The sequence below is a fragment of the Streptococcus infantis genome (assembly GCF_047463635.1).
GTDB lineage: Bacteria > Bacillota > Bacilli > Lactobacillales > Streptococcaceae > Streptococcus > Streptococcus infantis_W.
Map to the genome: position 1 here is coordinate 19422 of NZ_JASHDL010000004.1, position 17079 is coordinate 36500.

Here is a 17079-nt window from a genome sequence, read left to right on the forward strand (position 1 = left end):
GGAGAAGCTATGTATTATTTCATTCCTTTTTTGGAGCGCAACAATCCATCATGGCAAGCTAATATTGTGCCTTGGTATAGGACTCCTTATCGCCTAGAATTTGATGATATCTTACACCAAATTCGGATTTTCAAACGCCAAGAATTAGAATCTAAGATGCTATGGTTGACTTATCATCCTCATCTACGCTACTTGTTACACAGACAAGATTTGTTGGAGTCGGATGTTTTCTCCGTTTTTGATGCTATTCAAAACATTGAAAATGAGGAGATGCATCCTTTACAATTAAAAGACTTGACATGGGATGAAGACTGTGACTTTATCTATACTCCTTTTGTAGTTGTAGTTAAGCAACAAGGGGAACTCTATGCTCATATTGAATATGGTTCAGAAGGTTTTATCAGCTATATCACTTACTTTAAGGATAACCAAGTTGATTTCATTTGCTATTTTGATGATCGTGGCTTCTTATCTAGCCTTTTAGACTATGAGGAACAAAAACCAGTTACTCGTTATTATTACAACGCAAAAGGACAGTGGCAACTGAGGGAAAATTTGCAGGGAAAAGAGCCAATTGTAAAGATAAATCCAGCAGTAAGCTACCGTTTTGAAAAATTAGCTTATGAGAGTATAGATGAAGTTGTTTGGGAATTCTTAACAAAGTTTTTAAATCAAGACTATCAAGTTGGAGATTCATTTGTATTGGCTGCTCATACTAAGTTTCAAAATCAATTATTAGAAAGATTGCCAGAAGAAGCTCCAAAAATTATAAGTTTCTTTATTGAAAGAAATCAAGCAGATGATTTACAAGCTCATCGTCAGCTAGTAGAACAGTCTAGATTGTTGATTAGTGATCGGAAAGATTTTCTTGAGCGATTACAAGAGGCTTATCCCCAATTTGCTTCTAAAATGCACCATTTACCATCTTTTGATACGCGCTTGAAGTTAGGTCTTAGTCAACGATTAAAGGAATCAAAAATTTATGTCCAATTAGATATACAGGTGCAACAAGATCCAGAAGTCTTGTATGAAATTTTGCATTTTGTTTCGGAAAATCCCTTGACCGAGGTTGTTTTTTCAGTATTTAATGCAGAAGGTTATCAAATAGAAGCTTTGCAGAAACAACTCGATTCGCTGATTATAGAACGTCTTAACCCAAGGGATCTGTTAAAGGATACTGTGGTATCTGATGCGGAAAATACATTAGAGGAAAATACCAGAGATGATTATCGCTTTAAGATTATCAATCTAAATGATGAGATGGGCTTAATTCGTGAGTTAGAATATACTCGTTTAATTGTTGATTTGAATCCAGTCGCTAATATTTACACACAGATTGCAGGGATTAGTGCAGGAATTCCTCAAATCAACTTACAAGAGTCAGAATATGTGACTCACTTACAAAATGGTTATATTCTATCAGATTTATCAGAGTTTAGTAAGGCAGGACACTACTTTCTAGATACCCTGAAACATTGGAATCAAGCCTTAATTTACTCAATTGATAAGATTCGACAAAATACAGGTGATCAATTTGTAGATAAGTGGGAAAAATGGTTAGAGGAGGCAAAAAGTGAGCAATAAATTACAGATTTTGCAGATCGGTAGCAGAAACTGGAGCCATGACTATGAGCTTCCTGAAAATATGGAGTGGCACTTCTTTTGGCCGAGATCAATGACTGCCATAAAGAAGGTCATGAAAATGGAAGGCTTAAGAACTTTTTCAGCTGTTTTGGTTGAAAATCCTGAGCACTTATCGGATTTGATTCCGTTGATGAGAAAGATTACTCCTTATACGATTTTCTACCCTGATACAGCTGAGCCTCAATCAAAAGATCTTCAAGACTTCTTGAAAAAAACTTGTGCTCAAGCAACAGATTTTTCAAACCCAGTAGAACTTTTGAGACTCCTATCTAAAGCCCTGTTTAGAGGGCAGTATGGGGATAAGTTAGTTCCAATTGATATGATTGTCAATCCTGCTTTTAAGGGAAAGGTTCGATATAACGGTTATGAAAATCTAGAACTCCTAGGAAAGTATGGTCAAGACTTTCGCCCTTTAATTAGTTGGAAGTATAATATCCGAGCTAGCGAATTTAACCCAGTTGAACTCTGGCTCGAATATGAGAAAGATTGGACTTGTGATATTCGCCTGATCGTTCGAAATATTCAAGATGGATCTACTGCTAATTTTGTCAAAGAGCGAGTTTTCACTGTTGAAGATATGCAGTCTGCCTTGGTACTGGATGATGATTTTTCTTCATTTATCAGTGTTTCTTTAGAAGCTAGAGGAGCAGGACATCTGAAAATAGGAGCCCTTCACCAGCGTTTAACGCGCTACCAGTTTGGTAAATATGTTCTTGGTGGAGGTATCATCCATAATGACAAGCGTGAGGAGATCAATTACTTTTTCTATCCAGGAGACTTTAAGCCTCCTTTGAATATCTACTTTTCTGGTTATCGACGAGCAGAAGGATTTGAGGGGTTTGGAATGATGAGATCCTTTGGAGCACCTTTCCTTCTCTTTCAAGATCCTCGAATCGATGGAGGGGCTTTCTATCTGGGTGATGACTGTCTTGAAAATGGTGTTCGAAATGTCATTCAAGAACATTTGGATTTGTTAGGATTCTCAAATAAGGAACTAATCCTTTCGGGCATGTCTATGGGGACCTATGGTGCTATGTATTACAGCTCTTTCTTTGAACCTAAAGCTGTGATTGTTTCAAAACCCTTGACCAATCTGGGCTTGATAGCAGAGAGAGGCCGACTTGAGGCACCTGGGATTTTCCCAACTGCTTTTGATATCTTACGTCATCATTCTAAGGGAGAGGCTAGCTTAGATGCTATGAGAGCCTTAGATGACCGTTTTTGGACTCCTTTTAAAGAAGCAGATTTTAGTCAAACAATCTTTGGGCTCTCTTATATGAAAGAGGAAGACTACGATCCGCATGCCTATGATGATTTAGTAGCAGCCCTTTATCATACGGGGGCTCGTATTATGGTCAAGGGGACCTCAGGCCGCCACAATGACGATAGTACTACTAGTGCTGCTTGGTTCAAGAATTTTTATAAGATGATTTTAGAGCAGGATTTTGGGAGAAAGTTTTAATGATGATCAAACGGAATAAAGAAATATATTGGGGAGAATTTAAGGGAGCTAGTTTAGGTGATACGAGGCAAAATACATTTTTGTTTGGTTCTATTGTCCTCTATTATTCAAGAGACCATGTTTATCTGGAAAATGATATGGTGAATTCTGGTACTATGATTCATGAGTGGACCTCAAGTTTTAACTTTCAAGGAAATCGCTTAACCCCAACCTTACCTCTTTTAAAAAGGGGATATCGTTACCGTTTGTCTAGTCGTATGACTGTGCAACCTCAAAATGGTTTATACTTTAGGCTCATCTTTATGGATCGTTATGATAAGCAGGTTGGTCAAGTGATTGAAAAAGACTTGGATTTCACCTTTACCTATCCAGAAGAAGCCTATCATTACAGAGTACAGCTGTTGAGTGCAGGATTTCAAGCAGTTGACTTTCATTCATTTTCAATAGAAGAGGACGATTCTGAGCAAGATGTGGAACAAGAATAGACAATTGAGCAAGGTGAAAAAAATCTTGCATCAAATCAATCTAAAAAAAGAAGAGATGGCCTCGCTAACAGATGATGAATTAGCAGGTAAAACTCAAGAATTTAAAGATAGAATTGCTGCTGGAGAAAGCTTAGACGATCTTTTAGTGGAAGCTTTTGCAGTTGTACGTGAAGCCGATAAGCGGATCCTAGGAATGTTTCCCTATGATGTACAGGTCATGGGTGGGATTGTCATCCACCAAGGGAATGTTGCGGAGATGAATACAGGTGAAGGTAAAACCTTGACCGCTACGATGCCAGTCTATCTCAATGCCTTATCGGGAAAAGGTGTTATGCTGGTGACGACTAACGACTATCTTGCCAAGCGTGATGCAGAGGAGATGGGACAAGTCTATGAGTTCTTAGGTTTGACCATTCGCATTCCCTTTTCTGAAGACGAGGATGAAGAGTTAACGCCTGAAGATAAGCGGGAAATTTATAGTGCGGATATTGTTTATACGACAAACAGTGGTCTTGGTTTTGACTACTTGATTGATAATCTAGCCTCTAGTGAAGATAAAAAGTACATGCCAGAATTTAACTTTGTTATCGTAGATGAGGTAGATTCAGTCTTGCTGGATAGTGCTCAAACTCCCTTGGTCATTTCAGGTTCTCCTAGGGTTCAATCCAATTTTTATGGAATTATTGACACCTTGATGACAACTCTAGTTGAGGGTCAAGACTATATCTTTAAAGAAGAGAAAAAAGAAGTCTGGCTCACTACTAAGGGCGCTCAAACTGCGGAGAGCTTTTTAGGTATTGATAACCTCTATTCTGAAGAACATGGCGTACTAGCAAGACACCTGACCTTTGCTTTACGAGCTCATACCTTATTTAAAAGGGATAAAGACTATATCATCCGTAAGGGTGAGAAAGAGGAAGAACTCGTATTGGTAGATCAAAGTACAGGTCGTTTATTAGAAATGACCAAATTACAGGGTGGTTTACACCAAGCCATTGAGGCAAAAGAGCATGTTCCCTTGTCTGAAGAAACACGGGCGATGGCTTCCATTACCTACCAAAGCTTATTTAAGAAGTTTAAAAAAATCTCTGGGATGACTGGGACAGGAAAGGTTGCAGAGAAAGAGTTTTTAGAAACTTATGGCATGTCAGTCATTCGAATCCCTACAAATCGTCCGAATCAGCGAATTGATTATCCAGACAATCTCTATGTTACCCTACCTGAGAAAGTGTATGCATCGCTTGCTGAGATTAAATATTATCATGAAAAGGGTAATCCTTTATTGATTTTTGTTGGATCGGTAGAAATGTCGGAACTCTACTCCTCTCTATTATTACGTGAAGGAATTGCTCATAACGTTTTAAATGCCCATAATGCAGCGCGTGAAGCTCAGATGATTGCAGAGTCAGGTCGTATGGGAGCCGTGACAGTTGCGACTTCTATGGCTGGCCGTGGGACTGATATTAAGCTTGGTCCAGGAGTTGCTGAACTGGGTGGTCTAGTTGTCATTGGTACAGAACGGATGGATAGTAAACGTATTGACTTACAGATTAGAGGACGTTCTGGTCGACAGGGAGATCCTGGCTTGTCGAAATTTTTTGTCTCACTGGAAGATGATGTGATCAAGAAGTATGGACCTTCTTGGGTCCATAAGATGTATAAGGACTATACAGTAAATAAACAGATAAGCCCAGAACTTTTAGAAGGAAGACGCTATCGGAAATTAGTAGAAAAAGCGCAGAAGGCAAGCGATAGCGCTGCTAGATCATCAAGAAGGCAAACCTTAGAGTATGCTGAGAGTATGAATATCCAAAGAGAGATGGTCTATAGTCAAAGAAATCGTTTGATTGATGGTACCGAGGATCTAGATGGTTTTGTTGTGGATGTACTAGATGAATTCATAAAAAAAAGCTTGTCAGAAGAAGCATTTGAAAGTAGAGAGGAACTCTATCATTTTATCGTTAAAAATATCAGTTTTCTTTACCATGCAGTTCCGCAAGAGTTAGATCTGACGGATAAGGATGCAATCAAGCTAGTTCTGGAGACAACCGTTCAAAAGAGTCTACAAGAGAAACGAACGATTCTGGAAACTCATGACTTCTTTTCAGATTTTCAGCGTTTAGCATTGCTAAAAGCAATAGATGATAACTGGGTAGAGCAGGTAGACTACCTGCAACAATTGAGTCTAGCAATCGGTGGGCAATCAGCTGCTCAAAAGAATCCTATTGTCGAGTATTATCAAGAAGCCTATCATGGATTTGAAGAGATGAAAAGGCAGGTCAAGAAGGATATGGTTCGAAATCTTCTATTGAGTCGAGTAGACATTTCACCTGATGGGGAAATTATGGCTTATTTTCCATAAAAAGGGGACAATATGACAATTTACAATATAAATTTAGGAATCGGCTGGGCCAGCAGTGGTGTTGAATATGCTCAAGCTTACCGTGCGGGTATTTTTCGCAGCCTAAATCTGCCGTCAAAGTTTATCTTTACAGACATGATTTTGGGTGATAATATCCAGCATTTAACCGCAAATATCGGTTTTGATGATGATCAGGTCATCTGGCTTTACACTCACTTCACAGACATCAAGATTGCACCGACCAGTGTGACGGTAGATGATGTTTTGGCTTACTTTGAAGGTGTAGAAAGCCGTCGTGAACGAAATGGGAAAATTGAACGAATCTTCTTCTCAGATGAGGACAAGTTTATCACTTGTTATTTAGTAGATGAGGAAAAAGATTTTGTCCAACATGTGGAGTATGTGTATGCTGGTAAGTTAATCCGCAAGGATTACTTCTCTTACACACGCTACTGCACAGAGTATTTTGCTCCTAAAGATAATGTAGCGACACTCTACCAAAGAACCTTCTACAATGAAGATGGGACTCCAGCTTATGAGATGTTCATGAATCAAGGGACCGAGGAAGTCTACCGTTTCAAGGATCGAATCTTATACGGGAAACCCGCCTTGCTCCGTTATTTCATGCAGACACTTGGGTTAAGTAAATCAGATCTAGTAATTTTAGATCGTGAGACAGGGATTGGTCAGGTTGTTTTTGAGGAAGCGCAAGCGGCGCATCTAGCGGTAGTTGTTCATGCGGAGCATTACAGTGAAAATGCGACCAATGATGATTATATCCTTTGGAACAACTATTATGACTACCAGTTTACCAATGCAGATAAGGTCGATCTCTTTATCGTTTCAACGGATCGTCAAAAGGAAGTTCTAGAGCAACAGTTTGCTCACTATACCTCGCATGCACCTAAGATTGTGACCATTCCAGTTGGAAGTGTTGACCAATTAACAAAACCACAAGAGAGCCGTAAGCCATTTTCTCTTATTACAGCTTCGCGTCTAGCCAAGGAAAAACACATTGATTGGCTCGTGAAGGCTGTGATTGAGGCTCATAAGGAATTGCCAGAATTAACCTTTGATATCTACGGTAGTGGTGGCGAAGAAAGACGTCTTCATGAGATTATCGCTGCAGGTCATGCAGAAGAGTATATTAAACTCAAGGGCCATGCAGAACTTTCCCAAATCTATTCACAGTATGAAGTTTATCTAACCGCTTCTACCAGTGAAGGCTTTGGGTTGACACTCATGGAAGCAATTGGATCAGGTCTGCCATTGATTGGTTTTGATGTTCCTTATGGAAATCAAACCTTCATCGAAGATGGTGAAAATGGTTACTTGGTTCCAAGTTCATCTGACCATGTCGAAGATGAAATCAAGAAAGCTTATGCAGAAAAAATCTGCCAACTGTATTTGGAAAATCGTTTGGATAGTATGAGAGAAAAATCCTACCAGATAGCCGAGAAGTTCTTGACTCAAGAGATTTTGAACAAATGGGAAAATACAATCAAGGAGGTAGTGGATGATTCAGTTATTTGATGTATATAATCAAGAAAGCCAAGATTTGCACTATAGTCTGACTGAAGCAGGACTGTCTGATTTGGCTGTGGTTATTGAACCCGATGGATTTTTGCCAGATGGAGTTGTCTCACCTTTCACCTATTATTTGGGTTATGATAGCGGTAAACCCTTGTATTTTAACCAAGTTCCTGTACCAGACTTTTGGGAGATTGCTGGGAATAATCAATTTGGGACCATCAATGACCTCAATCAAGAACGAGCAGTGATTCATTTTGCAGATGGTTTACAGGCTCGTTTGGTGAAAAAAGTCGAATGGAAAACACCAGCAGGTCGGATCTTTCAAGTAGATCACTACAATCGTTTTGGAGCTTGCTTTGCTAAGACTACCTTTGATGCTTCTGGTCAAGCTATCATGACTTCTTATCGGAACGTAGATCAAAAAGAAGTTATTTTGGAAAACCATGTCACAGGTGATATTCTGTTAACCTTGGAAGGGCAAGGCTTGCGCCATTTTTCTGGTCGAGTGGCCTTTATCATAGACTTCTTACAAGGTTTGAAAGTGAATCTAGACCACCTTCTCTTTAATACCCTATCTACATCGTTTTTGACTTCCTTCCATTTTCCAGAAAAATCAGGTCAGGATATCCTAGTTTGGCAAGAACCATTGCAGGACCATATTCCTGGAAATATGCAACTGATCTTGGAGAATGACCAGCTTCGAGCTAAGACCATTATCATTCCAGATTATGCGACTTATGAACGCGCTCTGCAATTGACGGATGCAAAATTCCATCATAAGTTTAATCACTTAGGCTATCATTATCACTTTAAGCGTGATAATTTTGTTCGACCTGATGCCCTGATAGTGACCAATTCGGATCAACTAGAGCAAGTCGAAAAATTAGTGGAGAGTTTACCAAGGGTCACTTTCCGAATCGCAGCAGTGACAGAAATGTCAGCTAAGTTGATGGATATGCTCCGCTATCCGAATGTTGTACTCTATCAAAATGCCAGTCCCCAGAAGATTCAGGAGCTTTATCAGTTATCAGATATCTATTTGGATATCAACTATGGGAATGAACTTCTTCAGGCTGTTCGCCAGGCCTTTGAACACAACCAACTGGTCCTAGCTTTTGAAGAAACTGCCCATAACCGTCGCTATACAGCTCCAAATCATATTTTCGCTAAGGAGGCAGTTGATGGCATGATTAAAACTATTGAATTAGCTCTTTCTAACGTTAAGGAGATGGGACGAGCTCTTGGAGAACAAGGTTACCATGCCAATTATGTGGATCCAATCATGTATCAGGAACGGATGGAAACCATTTTAGGAGAAAGCCATGGCTAAAAAAGATCTATTTTATCAAGATGTTGAAGGTCGCATGGAAGAGATGAAACAGCAACCGATTAAAAAGGAAAAATCGACTCGAGGTGAAAAAATAAATAAAATTTTTTCAATCTTGCTAGGAATAATGATTTTGATTGGTTTACTGTTTACTTTAATAGGGCTTTTGAGGTAGTTAAATGACTGAACTATTGATAATTTTAACCATTATTTTAGCTATTTCCTTAATTATCCTTGTGACCATTCAACCAAGACAAACTCAAATCTTTTCTACGGATGCTACTAGTAATATCGGAAAGCCCAGCTATTGGCAAAGTAATACGCTTGTTAAAGTCCTAACTCTGTTTGTTAGCTTAGCCTTATTTGTGTTGCTTATCCTCTTTATGGTCTTATCGTTTGCATAAGCTATAGTTTTATGGAGATAATGATTGACTTTAAAAGTAATCATTTAAAGAAATTTAAGTTTTAGGAGAATATTTTAAGAAAACTTTTAGGAAACTAGCTTATACTATAAGCATAAGTTAAGAAGACCTTAACTTTAACTCCTAAAAATTTTTCATAATAATCTCCCTATAAAATAAAGTCGCCCAATCAGGCGGCTTATTTTTTTGTCCTAAGATTAAGCTTGTTCATGGTATAATAGTGCTATGAGATTAGATAAATATTTGGTTGCCTGCGCCGTAGGAAGTCGGACAGAGGTTAAAAACTTTCTAAAGGCTGGGCGCGTGACGGTCAATGGTAAAAAGGAAAAATCTGCCAAGCTACAAATCAATGAAGAGACAGACGAGATTTGTTTTGACGGGCAAAAGCTAGAGTACGAGGAGTTTGTTTACTATATGATGAACAAGCCCCAGGGGGTTATCTCAGCGACTGAAGATCCTAAACATAAGACTGTGTTGGATTTGTTAGATGATTTAGCTCGTTCAAAGGAAGTTTTCCCAGTAGGGCGTTTGGATATCGATACGCATGGACTCTTGCTCTTGACCAATGATGGCCAACTGGCTCATGCTCTTCTTTCTCCTAAACGCCATGTGGATAAGACTTATCTAGCGCAGGTCAAGGGAATTATGACCCAAGAGGATGTAGAGAAATTTGCTCAGGGGATTCCGCTCAAGGACTTTACCTGTCAGCCTGCCAAACTGGAGCTTGTGTCTATTGATAGGGAAAAGGAAGAAAGCCTGGTTCGAGTGACCATTGCAGAAGGGAAATTCCACCAGGTCAAACGGATGGTAGCCTACTGTGGCAAGGAAGTGGTGGACTTGCAACGTCTGACCATGGGAACTTTGACCTTGGATGAAAATCTAAAGCGTGGGGAATGGCGTCGCTTAACTAAAGAGGAATTAGAAGGCTTACTCGAAAGTGTTGGGTAAACTGTGTAATCTTTGAAAAAGGTGAGGAAAATATCCTTGCCTTTTTCAGTTTTTGGTTGCTTCCTTTGTGAAAAGCGTTATAATAGACTGTAGAATAAAAAGGAGGATTTTATGAACGCGATTCAAGAATCATTTACAGATAAATTATTTGCCAACTATGAAGCAAATGTCAAATACCAAGCTATCGAAAATGCTGCTAGCCACAATGGAATCTTTGCAGCCCTTGAGCGTCGCCAAAGCCATGTAGATAACACACCTGTTTTCTCACTTGATTTGACTAAGGACAAGGTCACTAACCAGAAGGCTTCTGGTCGTTGCTGGATGTTTGCAGCCCTCAATACTTTCCGCCACAAACTCATCTCTCAATACAAACTTGAAAACTTTGAATTGTCACAAGCCCACACCTTCTTCTGGGACAAGTATGAAAAATCTAACTGGTTCTTGGAGCAAGTCATTGCGACTGCTGACCAAGAATTGACAAGCCGCAAGGTTAGCTTCCTACTCCAAACTCCACAACAAGATGGCGGTCAGTGGGATATGGTAGTGTCCCTCTTCGAGAAATATGGTGTCGTGCCCAAGTCGGTTTACCCTGAGTCTATCTCATCTAGCAATAGCCGCGAGCTAAATGCCATTCTCAACAAATTGCTTCGCCAGGATGCTCAAATTTTGCGAGACTTGCTCGCTTCTGGTGCAGACCAAGAGACTGTTCAAGCTAAGAAAGAAGACCTCTTGCAAGAAATTTTTAACTTCCTTGCCATGTCATTAGGGCTTCCACCACGTAAATTTGACTTTGCTTATCGCGATAAAGATAACAACTACCAAAGCGAAAAGGGTATCACGCCACAGGAGTTTTACAAGAAATATGTCAATCTTCCTCTAGAAGACTACGTTTCTGTTATCAATGCCCCAACTGCTGATAAGCCTTACGGCAAATCTTACACAGTTGAGATGTTGGGGAATGTCGTTGGTAGCCGTGCGGTTCGTTACATCAACGTTCCAATGGAGCGCTTGAAAGAATTAGCGATTGCTCAAATGCAAGCAGGAGAGACTGTTTGGTTTGGTTCTGATGTCGGCCAGATCAGCAACCGTAAAGCGGGAATCCTTGCGACAGATGTTTATGACTTTGAATCAAGCATGGACATTCAACTCACTCAAGACAAGGCTGGACGTTTGGACTACAGCGAAAGCTTGATGACCCACGCCATGGTCTTGACAGGTGTTGATTTGGATGAAAATGGCAAATCAATCAAGTGGAAAGTTGAAAACTCATGGGGAGACAAGGTCGGTACAGATGGTTACTTTGTTGCTTCAGATGCTTGGATGGACGAGTACACTTACCAAATTGTTGTTCGTAAGGAATTACTAACAGCAGAAGAACAAGCTGCCTATGAAGCAGAACCAATCGTCCTTGCACCATGGGATCCAATGGGTGCCTTGGCTGAATAAATGAGATATAAAAAGAACGGTTCTATAATTTTTAGGGTTGATGGAAATTTTCCACCAACCCTATTTTAGTGTATACAAAAAGGCCAACATCCATTATATTAAAAGCGCTGAAACCTAAAACAAAAGGATGATGACCATATGAACAATATACTAGAAGCTACACTACAAATCAAAGATAAAAACATTATTTGGGATAATAAAGTTCAAGAGAAGATATTTAAAAAGAGAAAATCTTTATTTTATGCAGCTACTTATACGCATAAACCAGAATTTTGTACCGTTTGTGGGTGTGTTAGCCGAAATAATAATATCGTTAAAAACGGCACGAAAACATCTCGTATCACTCTCTGTTCTGTTTCAGGCCTAGCGGCCTACTTAAATCTACGCAAGCAGAGATTTCTCTGTAGAGAATGCGGCTCTTCATTTACCGCAGACACTAGTCGAATCGTAGAAAAACACTGTCATATCTCTAAACGCTTAAAAAACGAAATTAAATCAAAAATAAGTGAAACAGTATCTGAAACCTATATCGCAAAAGAAACAAATGTTTCAGTTCATACGGTAAGACGTATCATAGATGATACAACACGTTTACTAAAGATTAAACCATTACACGATTTACCTGAGCATTTGTGTTTTGATGAATTTAAATCCGTCAAATCTTCCGATAGTAATATGAGCTTCATTATTTGTGATAGCACTACACACAAGCTGGTCGATGTTGTACGAGATAGAAAATCTTACAGCTTGAAAAAGTATTTTCATCGTTTTGAGCCTAAGACTAGATTAAAGGTAAAAACTATCTCCATCGACATGTACTTACCGTACATTCAATTAATAAAAGAAATGTTTCCTAACGCTAAAATTATCATTGATCCTTTTCATATCGTACAAGCCTTAAATAGAGAATTAAATCGAACTCGGGTACGTGTCATGAATAAGCATCGCTATAAAGACTCTAAATTATATCGAAAGTTAAAACATTATTGGAAGTTAATTTTAAAGAACTCTAATGAACTTCAGAACTATAAATATAATCGTTATAAGCTTTTTGAAAGCTTCATAACAAGTAAAGGAATCGTAGATTATATCTTAGAAAAAAATCCATCTCTTAAAAATGATTATGAGGTTGTACATTCACTTCGTGAATGTATACAGGATAGAGATTATATAGAATTCAAAGAAACGATTGAAGCAGCTACGCAATTAGACCTATCTCCTGGTTTAAAAAGAGTATTAAAGACTCTTATGACTTACTTGCCATATATTCAAAATACTTGTGAGTATCCAACTAGAACAAATGGCCCTATTGAAGGAATAAACAATAAAATAAAAGTGCTTAAAAGAAATGCCTACGGCTTTAGAAACTATTACCATTTTAGAAATAGGATTATTTTAATAACAAAAATGTTTGACCCAAAACAAAAAGGAATTAAGCAACAATTAGTTGCTTAATCCCTTCCTAAATTTCTTCATCAACACTATTTGACAAAGAGCCCTTTTTTAGTGCTCAAAATAGCACTCAATTTTAAATGGATTTGGTGTTCAAAAAATATAATCAAATGCAACAAACTAATTTCATTTTTAATAGGCACAATTAATTTTAGAAGATAGTACGAAAAAATATTGACTATTTTCTTTAGAATGTGTAAAATTTAGATAGATTATTTAAAGTGAGGTTTTTTTATCTTGTCTATATTAAAGAAGAAAGTTAATATGTTTAGTGTACTATTGAATGTGGTATTAATAGCTATTATAGCTATTGGAGTGCTATTTTTCTTACCTAAGGAACATAAATCAGAAGTCAAATCGTCAATTAATATCGAAAGTATTGAAAAAGTGAATGAAGTTGTATTTTTGAATGCGGGAATTAATGAAATTATTTCTGAAACAAAAACAACTCAAGTTTTTGGGTTTGATGTGCCGTTCTCTAAAAAAGCAGCATTAGTAATTTTAAATTATAAAGCTAAATTTGGAATTAAAAGTAGTGTAAAGGTTGAACAAATAAGCGAAAAAGAATATAAGGTTATTGTTCCAAAATTGGAAGTAATTGGTGTTGAACTTTCAAAAGATAATCCTTATGATTTATATGATAGTCATGGAGAGTTATTAAGTGGAACTACAGAAGATATTGATACTGGGAAATTGGTCGCTAACCAACTTTCTAGTGATAAACAAGCAGAGTATTTAGATAAATTTAAGAGTGAAATTAAAGAATCTGCAATCAATTATTATAAAACAATATTTTCTTCAATGGATTCTGAAGTAAAAGTAACTATAGAATTTACAGAATAATTTTTGAAATACAAAACCCTGGCCATCTCTGGTCAGGGTTTTGTGTGGTTCTATAATTTTTAGGGTTGATGGAAATTTTCCACCAACCCTATTTTAGTGTATACAAAAAGGCCAACATCCATTATATTAAAAGCGCTGAAACCTAAAACAAAAGAATGATGACCATATGAACAATATACTAGAAGCTACACTACAAATCAAAGATGCACACAATGAAGGTGTTACATTCCATTTCTTAGAGAATATTAAAGAAGTATTGCGTGATGAGAGTGGGAAAGTAACTGGTGTAAAGGTTATTACAATGGAACTTGGTGAATCAGATGAAAGTGGAAGAAGATCAACGCATGAAGTGGCAGGTAGTGAACATATTATTCCATGTGACCTTGTCGTTGCAGCAATTGAACAAAAGTAGACTTTAGTGTTCTAGATGAAAGGTAAAAATTTGACTTTCGGTCAACATCAGAATACAATAGAAATGAACTAATAACAGGGGATGCATATTTAGGTCCTCAATCTATCGCAACCGCAATTAAAGGCGGGTGAGAAGTTGCGACAGAAGTACATGAATCGTTTAAAGAAAACACATAAATAACTTGTGGTGCCTTTCGTTTTTTTACTGGGAAAATTAAGGAACTATAGTTATAAATCTTTAAATATATTAATATATTAACATGCGTATATTTATAGGAAGAAGGTTATGTCATCTATAGTTGTACTTCTGACGATAAGGTTGTTCGTGTACCAAAGGAAATTAAAGGTAAACCTGTTATCGCAATTGGAGAACGTGGTCTTGCGAACTTGAAACATTGTGAGGCAATCGTTTTACCAGATACAGTACGATATATTGGAAAAGGTGCGTTTACGATTGACAATAAGTTAAAGTATGTCCACTTTGGTAAGTCAATAGAAACAGTAGAAGATGATGTTTTCAACTCTGACAGTTCATTAGAATCAGTTGTATTCCCAGAAGGAACAAAGAGTATTGGAACATTAGTATTCTGGGGGACATCATCAATTAAATCTATTACAATTCCAGCAAGTGTAACAGAAATTACAGAATACTTCTATTTTGTGGATAACTGTAACCCAGATGTAGAAATCCATACACCTAAGGGATCAAAGGCAGAAGAAGTAGCTAAAGCAATGCAACTTAAAGTAGTAAATGACTAAAGGGGAATAGTATGAACAAAAAATTACTATCAGGCTTAGGGACTGACCCCAAAAAGTGAGAATTTAATAAAAACACCCTAGGGCTACCGTCTTCGGTATCCAACCGGAGACAGGTAGTCCAATTTTTGTTGGATTCTTTTTTCATTAGGTTCTTCATCAACACTATTTGACAAAGAGCCAAAAGAATCAGGTGATAAACCTGATTCTTTTTTTGTTTGTAAATTCTCACCGAGATTACATGATACCGAAGAAACGAGCTGCGATACCAACTACAAAGAGGGCAAGAATGATTGTGATTGGAGATACTTTTTTCTTAAGCAACCACATGCAAAGGAAAGTAAGGAGAAGTCCCATCAGTCCTGGGATCAATGAGTCCAACTGACCTTGAAGGGTTTGTGGTTGAACACTATCCAAGCTCAAACCACTAAGTGCTTGTCCAAGAATACCCTTCAATTCTCCACCTGTAACAGCACCTTCTGGGAAGTTGATGTAGGCACCTTCTGACAATTGTTTACCTGGAAGGTTGATAGTGAAGTTGATAGATACCCAACGTTGTACAAGAACGGCAAGGATGAACATACCAAGGATTGAAGCTCCTTTAGTGATGTCTTTCAAGATACCACCTGACATGTCTTTAGTAATTTCAGATCCAGCCTTGTAACCAAACTCTTGTGTATACCAAAGGAAAGACATACGGATTGCATTCCATCCAAAGAAGAAGAGAAGTGGTCCGACGATATTACCAGTCGCAGCAAGTGATGCACCAAGGGCACCGAGGATAGGACGTACTGTAAACCAGAAGACTGGGTCACCGATACCAGCAAGAGGTCCCATCATACCGATCTTAACACCTTGGATAGCAGCGTCATCGATTTCAGTACCGTTAGCGCGTTCTTCTTCAAGTGCAAGAGTAACCCCCATGATTGGAGCAGCTACGTATGGGTGAGTGTTGAAGAACTCAAGGTGACGCTCAAGAGCAGCAGCTTGGTCTTCTTTAGTAGTGTAAAGTTTCTTGATAGCTGGGATCAAAGAGTAAGCCCAACCCAAGTTTTGCATACGTTCGTAGTTCCAAGAACCTTGAAGGAATTGTGAACGCCACCAAACTTTTTGGCGATCTGATTTTGATAATTGAATTTTTTCAGCCATGATTGTTCCCCTTTCTAGTAGTCTTCTAGGATATCACCGATTGGATCGTTAGAAGTTGCAGCTCCTCCGCCACCGTTTCCACCTTGTTTAGAAAGGTTGAGGTAGATGAAGGCAAGGGCAACACCGATGACACCAAGGGCAATCAAAGTCAATTGAGAGATTGCTGCAAGAGCAAAACCGATAGCGAAGAATGGCCATACTTCACGAGTAGCCATCATGTTGATAACCAAAGCGTAACCAACGGCAACGACCATAGCACCACCGACAGCCATACCACCTTTAAGCCATTCTGGCATAAGTTCCAATACGCCTTGAACGGCTTCAGTTGGCATTGCAAGCAAGAGTGCAGCTGGGATAGCAATACGTAGACCTTGAAGAGCAAGGGCAAAGTAGTGAGCGCGTTCAACAGCTGTAATGTTTCCTTCTTTAGCAGCAGCGTCAGCAGTGTGAACCAAACCAACTGAGATTGTACGAACGATCATAGTCAAGAAAAGTCCAGCTACTGCAAGAGGGATTGCAGTTGCAGTTGCGACTGCGATACCTTCAGTAGTAAAGTTACCACCTTTGATCATGATGATTGCAGCAGCAACAGAGGCAAGGGCAGCGTCAGGAGCTACGGCAGCTCCGATGTTAGCCCAACCAAGGGCGATCATTTGAAGTGATCCACCAAGCATAACCCCTGCTTCGAGGTTACCAGTTACAAGACCGATAAGGGTACATGCTACGATTGGTTGATGGAATTGGAATTGGTCGAGGATACCTTCAAGACCTGCGAAGAAGGCAACAACTACAACCAAGATAGCAGAAATGAATGAAATATCTGACATGGTTTTATTCCT

The 17079-nt window shown here is 38.6% G+C and carries 16 protein-coding genes; 14 read left to right on the forward strand and 2 right to left on the reverse strand.

Annotated features, from left to right (window positions below; translation table 11 throughout):
- Positions 1–9: 9 nt before the first annotated feature.
- The 14 genes from asp1 (at position 10) to QM867_RS03645 (ending at position 15094) form a co-directional block, all read left to right on the forward strand.
- Positions 10–1584 (forward strand): accessory Sec system protein Asp1, encoded by a 1575-nt coding sequence (asp1, locus tag QM867_RS03580; RefSeq protein WP_414294630.1) that lies wholly within the window; start codon positions 10–12, stop codon positions 1582–1584.
- Positions 1574–3106, forward strand: coding sequence for an accessory Sec system protein Asp2 (gene asp2, locus QM867_RS03585; RefSeq protein WP_281335722.1), 1533 nt, complete (start codon positions 1574–1576; stop codon positions 3104–3106). The genes asp1 and asp2 overlap by 11 nt, the downstream gene beginning before the upstream one ends.
- Entirely contained in the window at positions 3106–3591 is a 486-nt protein-coding gene (gene asp3 / locus QM867_RS03590) for an accessory Sec system protein Asp3 (RefSeq protein ID WP_248035018.1), read from the forward strand. The genes asp2 and asp3 overlap by 1 nt, the downstream gene beginning before the upstream one ends.
- Positions 3575–5953: an accessory Sec system translocase SecA2 gene (secA2, locus tag QM867_RS03595; RefSeq protein ID WP_414315191.1), complete on the forward strand. Its 2379-nt coding sequence runs from the start codon at positions 3575–3577 to the stop codon at positions 5951–5953. The genes asp3 and secA2 overlap by 17 nt, the downstream gene beginning before the upstream one ends.
- Positions 5954–5965: 12 nt before the next feature.
- Positions 5966–7486, forward strand: a complete 1521-nt coding sequence (gene gtfA, locus QM867_RS03600) for an accessory Sec system glycosyltransferase GtfA (RefSeq protein WP_414315192.1) — start codon at positions 5966–5968, stop codon at positions 7484–7486.
- The gene (gene gtfB, locus QM867_RS03605) at positions 7470–8816 is read left to right on the forward strand and encodes an accessory Sec system glycosylation chaperone GtfB (RefSeq protein ID WP_414315193.1); all 1347 of its coding nucleotides are present in this window, start codon (positions 7470–7472) and stop codon (positions 8814–8816) included. The genes gtfA and gtfB overlap by 17 nt, the downstream gene beginning before the upstream one ends.
- A complete protein-coding gene (gene asp4, locus QM867_RS03610; RefSeq protein WP_049503148.1) occupies positions 8809–8988 on the forward strand; it encodes an accessory Sec system protein Asp4 in 180 nt (59 codons plus the stop codon). The genes gtfB and asp4 overlap by 8 nt, the downstream gene beginning before the upstream one ends.
- Positions 8989–8992: 4 nt before the next feature.
- Entirely contained in the window at positions 8993–9217 is a 225-nt protein-coding gene (gene asp5 / locus QM867_RS03615; RefSeq protein WP_414315194.1) for an accessory Sec system protein Asp5, read from the forward strand.
- 243 nt (positions 9218–9460) lie between these two features.
- The gene (locus tag QM867_RS03620) at positions 9461–10183 is read left to right on the forward strand and encodes a pseudouridine synthase (protein ID WP_414315195.1); all 723 of its coding nucleotides are present in this window, start codon (positions 9461–9463) and stop codon (positions 10181–10183) included.
- A 111-nt stretch (positions 10184–10294) separates the two neighbouring features.
- The gene (pepC, locus tag QM867_RS03625; protein WP_371608308.1) at positions 10295–11629 is read left to right on the forward strand and encodes an aminopeptidase C; all 1335 of its coding nucleotides are present in this window, start codon (positions 10295–10297) and stop codon (positions 11627–11629) included.
- A gap of 138 nt (positions 11630–11767) precedes the next feature.
- Positions 11768–13084 (forward strand): ISL3 family transposase, encoded by a 1317-nt coding sequence (locus QM867_RS03630; RefSeq protein WP_004247107.1) that lies wholly within the window; start codon positions 11768–11770, stop codon positions 13082–13084.
- Positions 13085–13345: 261 nt separating this feature from the next.
- Entirely contained in the window at positions 13346–13924 is a 579-nt protein-coding gene (locus QM867_RS03635) for a DUF4230 domain-containing protein (protein WP_000493216.1), read from the forward strand.
- 166 nt (positions 13925–14090) lie between these two features.
- Positions 14091–14336 (forward strand): hypothetical protein, encoded by a 246-nt coding sequence (locus tag QM867_RS03640; RefSeq protein ID WP_004238875.1) that lies wholly within the window; start codon positions 14091–14093, stop codon positions 14334–14336.
- 362 nt (positions 14337–14698) lie between these two features.
- Positions 14699–15094: a leucine-rich repeat domain-containing protein gene (locus QM867_RS03645; protein WP_075230488.1), complete on the forward strand. Its 396-nt coding sequence runs from the start codon at positions 14699–14701 to the stop codon at positions 15092–15094.
- A gap of 234 nt (positions 15095–15328) precedes the next feature.
- On the opposite strand, the gene QM867_RS03650 is transcribed toward QM867_RS03645, so the two are convergent.
- Together QM867_RS03650 and QM867_RS03655 are read right to left on the reverse strand one after the other, a co-directional pair.
- Positions 15329–16240 carry a PTS system mannose/fructose/sorbose family transporter subunit IID gene (locus tag QM867_RS03650; RefSeq protein ID WP_414269875.1) on the reverse strand — a complete coding sequence of 304 codons (912 nt, stop codon included), beginning with the start codon at positions 16238–16240 and terminating at the stop codon, positions 15329–15331.
- A gap of 14 nt (positions 16241–16254) precedes the next feature.
- Positions 16255–17067: a PTS mannose/fructose/sorbose transporter subunit IIC gene (locus tag QM867_RS03655; protein ID WP_153225636.1), complete on the reverse strand. Its 813-nt coding sequence runs from the start codon at positions 17065–17067 to the stop codon at positions 16255–16257.
- Positions 17068–17079 lie beyond the last annotated feature (12 nt).